This is a genomic window from Bacillus sp. P4_D3, assembly GCF_056401855.1.
The window spans coordinates 1-587 of sequence record NZ_JBFUIN010001283.1 but is presented as its reverse complement, the minus strand read 5'-3'; the positions used below and the strand labels follow the sequence as shown (position 1 = coordinate 587).

1 pseudogene is annotated in these 587 nt (G+C 31.0%); it reads right to left on the bottom strand.

What is annotated here, in order from left to right:
- Positions 1–161 precede the first annotated feature (161 nt).
- Positions 162–587: pseudogene (locus AC1DTM_RS30830) on the bottom strand (exopolyphosphatase); the annotation flags it as partial.

Below are 587 nucleotides of genomic sequence, written 5' to 3'. Positions count from 1 at the left end.
TTATAATACGCTGTATCATTTAAATTTACTAAATTCCCCTTTAGCAATTCCATTCTCTTCACACTTCCCTTTGAAACTTTTTCACTATAATTTAGTTACTTTTATTTTATCAAATTATAATATTCCAAAGTGTTAATTTTTCGTAAAGACATCCGTACAACTTAACATTCTGATTCGAATAATAAGTTAATATTCGTTTTCAATACTCTTTCTAGCTGCTTTTTTTGTTTTTCAGCTTGCACTTTTTCCGCTAATGCCGATTGCTCACATACAATTCTAAATGTTAATCCTTCTTTACTTTCTGTTATAGATATCGTTTCAACAAGCGCTCTTTGTCTCACATTTAAAGCGGCTGAAAATTGCAAAACAGCTCCTAATAACCGGATTTTTTTTTGTTCACTTTTATCAAACCACCCTTCAAATGGGGCTAAATGTTGTTTAAATAACATTTTTGATTTGTACGAAGCAATAAGCGCTAATCTAACTCGATCTTTATGCATCATGCCATCAATTGTTTTATTCGCTAGTAAATAAAACGTATGTAAGCGGCTCGCTTCTTCATCAATGTACTTCCCTATATTAAATAC